The sequence below is a fragment of the Micromonospora sp. NPDC003776 genome, from assembly GCF_053605645.1.
The window spans coordinates 1-6210 of record NZ_JBSGJR010000429.1 but is presented as its reverse complement, the minus strand read 5'-3'; the positions used below and the strand labels follow the sequence as shown (position 1 = coordinate 6210).

The window sequence follows — 6210 nt, the reverse complement described above, 5'->3', positions numbered from 1 at the left end:
CTTCAGGAAGTGGATCTGGTTGTTGTTCCGCGCCGCCGGGTCGTCGTTGTTCCAGAAGGGATGGCCGGCGGCGGTGGTCGGGACCAGCGTGCCGGTGCCGCTGCACCACGACCGCGAGCACCGCGCCGCCGAACGCCCCGCCGAGCTGCTGGAAGATCCGGATCGCGCTGGTCGCCCGCGGGATCGCCGGCGCCGGCAGCCTCCGGTAGGGGCTGGCCAGCACCGGCACGATGGTGGCCCCCATGCCGACGCCGGTGACCGCGAGCGCCGCGGCGAGCAGCAGTTGGCTGGTGTCGGCGGCGACCCGGGTGTAGGTGAGCGTCCCGGCGGCGGCCACCGTCAGGCCGGCCAGCACGATCGGCCGGGGACCCATCCGGTCGGTCAGGCGTCCGGCGGTGACCAGGCCGAACGCCATGCCGACGCCCTGCGGAGCGAGCAGCAGCCCGGCGTGCAGCGCGGACGCTCCGCGCACCTGCTGCTGGTAGAGCGGCAGCAGGATGATCGCGCCGTACAGGGCGATACCGGATAGGAACACCACTGCCGCGCAGGCGGCGAACGTCCGGTCGGCCAGCAGCCGCAGGTCGATCAGTGGTTCCCGCCGGGTGCACAGGGCGTGCAGGGCGAAACCGACCAGCAGGGCGACCCCGAGGCCGAGGGCGAGGAGGACCGCTGGGTCGTCGAAACGGCCGTGCCGGCCGGCCTCGGCGAGGCCGTAGACCAGCGCGGCGCAGCCGGGCGGCAGCAGCGCCAGGCCGAGCAGATCCAGCGGCGCGGCGCCGGTGGGCCGGGCATCGGGTAGCACCCGCCGGGCCAGCAGCAGCCCGGCCAGGCAGACCGGCACGTTGACGAAGAAGATCCAGCGCCAGTTCAGGTCGGTGACGATGAGCCCGCCGAGGACCGGGCCGAGGACGGGGCCGAGCATGGCCGGGATGCCGATGGCCGCCATCACCCGGCCGAGCCGGTCGGGCCCGGCGGCCTGGGCGAGAATGGTCTGCGCCAGCGGTACGAGCATCCCGCCGCCGACGCCCTGCACCACGCGGAAGGCGATCAGGCTGCCGGCGGACCAGGCGAACCCGGACAGCAGCGAGCCGAGCAGGAATCCGGCGAGGCTGCACGTCCAGAGCGCCCGGGTGCCGTAGCGGTCGGCGGCCCAGCCGGTCAGCGGGATCATGGTGGTCATCGCCAGCAGGTAGCCGGTGCCCACCCACTGGATGGTGGGCAGGCCCGCGTCGAACTCCCGCAGCAGCGTGTTGACGGCGACGTTGGTCATGGTGGCGTCGAGCTGGACGGCGAACGCGCCCAGCATGATCACACCGACGAGCCGGAGCAGGTCCGGCGGTATGCCCGCGGCGGGCGCCGGCGCTGCACGGGTCTGGTCCATCCCGTTCACTCCTCACGCGTGCGGTAAATGCTTACTGCGGTGGGTCGGGTATCGCCGCGGATCGCCCTGGCCGCGGCTCAGCGGCCCGGGAGGGGCCCGGTCATCCCGTCGAGCAACTGGCCGACGACCCGGTCCCGCAGCGCGGGGCCGGCGGGCCCGGTCTCGGCCGCGAACGGCGGGGCGAAGATCTGCCACGAGACGAGCGCACCCATTGCCGTGGCGTACGCGACCTCGAACGGGCAGTCGGCCCGGAAGACCCCCTCCCGCTGGCCGCGTTCGTACAGCTCGCGGATGGCCTTGGGAAGCTGGTCGGCGGTGGGCAGGGACAGCAGCCGGGCCCCGCTGAGCGACTCGTGCAGCATCAGGGCGAGCAGCCGGGGGCGGGCGCGCAGGATGTCAAAGAACCCGACGAACGCCACCCGCATCCCGTCGTACGGGTCGAGGGCGACAGCCCGTTCCAGTACCGGCGCCCACGCGGACCCGAGGCCGGCGCGCTGCTCGTCGATGACGGCCGCGTAGAGCCCCTCCTTGCTGCCGAAATGGTGGTAGATCATGCGTTCGTTGACACCTGCGCGCTTGACGATCGCCTGCACCCGGGTGCCGTGCAGCCCGGTGCGGGCGAACTCCTCCGCCGCCGCGTCGAGCAGGGCCGCCCGGCTGTCACTCATGCAGTAAGTATTTACCGAACCGGGGCGGCGGGGCAACCCTGACTCAACCGATCGCAGCCTGCCAGGTCCACCCGGTACGCCGTGGCCGGTCCCCGAGCGCCGCCCGGCCGGTCATCCAGAGCAGCACCGGCGCCGGCTCGCCGACCGGCGCATCGGGGAAGAGCCGGGCCAACACCCCGGCGCAGAGCGGTTCCGGCGGCGCCCACCGCAGGCCGAGCCCCCGGGTGAGGTCGTGGGTGTGCAGCAGGACCTCCGCCACCCCCATGGCGGCGAACCCACCCGGATCGCAGGGCCCCCAGTGCCAGGCCCGGGTGGCCGGGTCGGCGGTGTCCACGGCGGCGGCCAGCACGCCACCGGCGGCGGTCACCACGGCCAGCAGGTCGGCGGGCGTCGCGTTGGGGCGTACCCGCAGGTCGAACGGGAGGTACGCGGTGGCGGCCCGCCCGGCCACCTGGCCGGCGTAGGCGACCAGGTCGTGCGCGACATGCGCGGCCGTCGTCCAGCAGGGCCACTCCAGGTCACCGGCCCGGACCGTCCAATCCCGGTCGGTGGCTCCGGCGAGCACCCGGGTCATCTCGGCCACCGCCGCCCGTACGTCCGCTCCGGTCATCCCCGCCACGGCCCCGACCCTGCCATCGATCCCTGCGTCCGACCAGCCGGCGGGGCGACCGACCTCGGTGTCGTCGCCGCCCGCGCCAGCACCCCGGCGGCCGCCCGTCCGGTCCAGGTCCTCACCAGGGCAGCGGCCCGGCCGCGTCGAAGTAGCCGCCGGTCGGGCCGTCGGGGCCCACCTGGGCCATCCGGACGATGATCTCGGCACCCTCCGCGACGCTCTGGACACCCGTGTGCCCGTTCAGGTCGGTCGCCGTGAAACCGGGTTCCACCGCGTTGATCCGCAGGGCCGGGAACGCCTTCGCGTACTGCACCGTCATCATGTTGACCGCGGCCTTCGACGCCGGGTAGGCGACCCCGGGGTACGCGTAGGCCGGGTCGCCCGGGTCGGTGACCCGGGTCAGCGAGGCCAGCCCGCTGCTCACGTTGACCACCACCGGCGCGGCGGAACGCCGCAACAGCGGCAGGAAGGCGTGGGTCACGCGGACCAGGCCGAAGACGTTCGTCTCGAACAGCGACCGCATCAGCTCGGGGGTCGTCTCCCCGGCGCCGGCCACCCCGTTGCCCGTCGTACGCGCCTCGACGCCGGCGTTGTTGACCAGTACGTCCAGGCCGCCGGCCGCCCCGATGGTCCGTACCGCCGCCACAACGGATTCCTCGTCGGTGACATCGAGCAGGACCAGCCGTGCGCCCAACTGCTCGGCGGCCCGCCGCCCGCGCTCGGCGTCACGGCTGCCGATCCAGACGCGGTGGCCCGCAGCGGTGAGCCGGCGGGCGGTCTCGAAGCCGAGGCCCTTGTTCGCTCCGGTGATCAATGTTGTCGTCATGCTCCCAGCCTGCGGCGACGGCGGGCGGCCACCCAGGCGTCCCGTCTTCCTGGGATTGCGGGTACCAGTCAGGGCGGCGACCGGCGGGGCAGACTGGTGGACGTGACGACGGGGGAGTTCGGGCGGGCGGTGCGCCGCTGGCGCGACCGGGTGCCACCCGCCGCCGCTGGGCTGCCGGCCGGTGGCCAGCGACGCGCGCCGGGGCTGCGCCGGGAGGAGCTGGCCCTGTTGGCCGGGATCTCCGTGGACTACCTCACCCGCCTCGAGCAGGGCCGCGCGTCCCATCCCTCGGTGCAGGTCGTCGAGGCCCTGGTCCGGGCGCTGCGGCTGGCGCGGGCCGAGCGGGCGCACCTGTACCGGCTGGCCGGGTTCGCGCCGCCGGGCCCGGAGACCGTGCCCGTCGAGATCACCCCGAGCGTGCAGCGGCTGCTGGACCGGCTGACCGGGACACCGGTCGCGGTCTACGACGCGTCCTGGACGCTGCTGCTGGCCAACCTGCCGTACGCGGCACTGATGGGTGATTCATCCGATTGGCGGGGCAGCCAGCGCAACGGGGTGTGGCGACATTTCCTCGGTGCCGGTGGCCGGGTCCGGCACACCCCGGAGTCCCGGCGCGCCTTCGAGGCGGCGGTGGTCGCCGACCTGCGTGCGGCCGCCGATCGCTACCCGGCGGACCAGCAGCTGTCGCGGCTGGTGGCGGAGCTGCGGGCGGGCAGCCAGCGGTTCGCCGAGCTGTGGGACGCGGGCGCGGTGGGCCGGCACGACGCGGCCCGGAAGACGATCGATCATCCGCAGGTGGGCGCGCTGACCCTGGACTGCGACGTGCTGACCGTGGCGGGCAGTGACCTGCGCATCATGATCTACACCGCCGAGCCGGGTACCGCGGACGCGGACCGCCTGGCCCTGCTCACCGTCCTGGGCATCCAGTCCCTCGCCAGCTGAACCGCCCACGTCCCCGCCGGAACGGCGTCGAGTGTCGAGAATCAGGTGCTGGCTCCGTCCCAGGGACATGAGCGGCCACGAGGGCCGCGTACGGACGAAGGAGAACCACCGTGAAGTACCTGCTGCTGAAGCACTACCGGGGCGGCCCGGCCCCCACCGTCGACTTCCCGCCGATGGACCGGTGGACGCCGGAGGAGGTCGACGCGCACATCCAGTTCATGCAGGACTTCGCCGACCGGTTGCGGGAGACGGGTGAGTTCGTCAGCGAACAGGCGTTGGCGCCGGAGGGCAGGTTCGTGCGGTACGACGGCGAGGGCCGCCCACCGGTGGTCGACGGCCCGTTCCCCGAGACCAAGGACCTGATCGCCGGCTGGATGATCATCGACGTGGAGTCCTGGGATCGCGCGGTCCAGCTCGCCGGGGAGCTCTCCGCCGCTCCCGGCCCCCGCGGCGAGCCCCTCCACGAGTGGCTCGAGGTCCGGCCGTGCTTCGCCGAGTTGCCCACCGTCGCGGAGTGAACGAGTCGCTGGTACGGGAGCTGGTGCCGGCGGTGATCGGCGTCCTCGTCCGGCGCGGAGCCGACTTCGCGTCGGCCGAGGACGCCGTCCAGGAGGCCCTGATCCGCGCGCTGGAGACCTGGCCGGACGATCCACCGCGTGATCCGAAGGCCTGGCTCGTCGCGGTCGCGTGGCGCAAGTTCCTCGACGCGGCCCGGGCCGAGGCGTCGCGGCGGGGGCGGGAAATCGCCGTGGAGATCGAGCCGTCCGTCGGTCCGGTGTCCGCCACGGACGACACCTTGCGGCTCTACTTCCTGTGTGCGCATCCCACCCTGCCGCCGGCCTCGGCCGTCGCTCTGACGCTGCGCGCGGTCGGTGGCCTGACCACCCGGCAGATCGCGGCGGCGCACCTCGTCCCCGAGGCGACCATGGCGCAGCGGATCAGTCGGGCCAAGCGACGGATCGCTGGGCTGCCGCTCGACCAGCCCGGCGACCTGGCAACCGTGCTGCGCGTGCTGTACCTGGTCTTCAACGAGGGGTACGGGGGAGACGTCGACCTGGCCGCCGAGGCGATCCGGCTCACCCGCCAGCTGGCCGCCCTGACCGACGAGCCCGAGGCCGCCGGGCTGCTCGCGCTCATGCTGCTGCACCATGCGCGCCGGGCCTCCCGCACCGGCCCCGGAGGTCGTCTGGTGCCGCTGCGTGAGCAGGACCGGTCGCGCTGGGACACCGGCCTGATCGCCGAGGGGGTGCGGATCCTGCAGGCCGCGCTGGCCCGCGACCGGCTGGGCGAATACCAGGCACAGGCCGCGATCGCGGCCCTGCACGCCGACGCCCGGACGGCCGCCGAGACGGACTGGGTGCAGATCGTCGAGTGGTACGACGAGCTGCTGCGGCTCACCGGCAGCCCGGTGGTGCGGCTCAACCGCGCGGTGGCGGTCGGGGAGGCCGACGGACCGCGGGCCGGCCTGGCGGCGCTGGCCGACGTGAGTCCGGACCTGCCCCGGTACGCCGCGGTGTCCGCGTACCTGCACGAACGCGCCGGCAACCTCGAGTACGCTGCCGAGCGGTACGCCGAGGCGTCCCGCGCCGCGACCAGCGTGCCCGAGCGCGACCATCTGGCGCGACAGGCCGCCCGGGTACGGCAGATGTCCCGTCCCGGTCGTCCTGATGTGTCGCAGTGATCCAGCGCCGGCATCGGCGCTTCCATCGAGGTGGGCCCAGGCGGAGATTCGGACAGCACCGTGGTCACCGCCCGCTGGCCTGGCGGAAAACGGCCAGGC

The 6210-nt window shown here is 73.9% G+C and carries 7 protein-coding genes; 3 read left to right on the top strand and 4 right to left on the bottom strand.

What is annotated here, in order from left to right; genetic code table 11:
- The 4 genes from ACWEVO_RS27140 to ACWEVO_RS27125 form a co-directional block, all read right to left on the bottom strand.
- The coding region (locus ACWEVO_RS27140; protein WP_452310333.1) for an MDR family MFS transporter at positions 1-1381 on the bottom strand (1381 nt) is incomplete at its 3' end.
- A gap of 77 nt (positions 1382-1458) precedes the next feature.
- Entirely contained in the window at positions 1459-2049 is a 591-nt protein-coding gene (locus tag ACWEVO_RS27135; protein WP_452310332.1) for a TetR/AcrR family transcriptional regulator, read from the bottom strand.
- Between the two features lie 43 nt (positions 2050-2092).
- Positions 2093-2659 (bottom strand): maleylpyruvate isomerase N-terminal domain-containing protein, encoded by a 567-nt coding sequence (locus ACWEVO_RS27130; protein ID WP_452310334.1) that lies wholly within the window; start codon positions 2657-2659, stop codon positions 2093-2095.
- Between the two features lie 121 nt (positions 2660-2780).
- Positions 2781-3488 (bottom strand): SDR family NAD(P)-dependent oxidoreductase, encoded by a 708-nt coding sequence (locus ACWEVO_RS27125; RefSeq protein WP_452310331.1) that lies wholly within the window; start codon positions 3486-3488, stop codon positions 2781-2783.
- Between the two features lie 102 nt (positions 3489-3590).
- On the opposite strand from ACWEVO_RS27125, the gene ACWEVO_RS27120 reads away from it, so the two are divergent.
- The 3 genes from ACWEVO_RS27120 to ACWEVO_RS27110 all read left to right on the top strand — a co-directional run bounded on the left by ACWEVO_RS27120 (position 3591) and on the right by ACWEVO_RS27110 (position 6111).
- Positions 3591-4430, top strand: coding sequence for a helix-turn-helix transcriptional regulator (locus tag ACWEVO_RS27120; protein ID WP_452310330.1), 840 nt, complete (start codon positions 3591-3593; stop codon positions 4428-4430).
- A 110-nt stretch (positions 4431-4540) separates the two neighbouring features.
- The gene (locus ACWEVO_RS27115) at positions 4541-4948 is read left to right on the top strand and encodes a YciI family protein (protein ID WP_452310329.1); all 408 of its coding nucleotides are present in this window, start codon (positions 4541-4543) and stop codon (positions 4946-4948) included.
- Positions 4945-6111: an RNA polymerase sigma factor gene (locus ACWEVO_RS27110; RefSeq protein WP_452310328.1), complete on the top strand. Its 1167-nt coding sequence runs from the start codon at positions 4945-4947 to the stop codon at positions 6109-6111. Before ACWEVO_RS27115 ends, ACWEVO_RS27110 begins: the two co-directional genes overlap by 4 nt.
- Positions 6112-6210: the final 99 nt, after the last annotated feature.

Coding starts and splice junctions, on each gene's coding strand:
- ACWEVO_RS27125 (WP_452310331.1), bottom strand. CDS start 3,488: ATGACGACAACATTGATCACCGGAGCGAACAAGGGCCTCGGCTTCGAG.
- ACWEVO_RS27130 (WP_452310334.1), bottom strand. CDS start 2,659: ATGACCGGAGCGGACGTACGGGCGGCGGTGGCCGAGATGACCCGGGTG.
- ACWEVO_RS27135 (WP_452310332.1), bottom strand. CDS start 2,049: ATGAGTGACAGCCGGGCGGCCCTGCTCGACGCGGCGGCGGAGGAGTTC.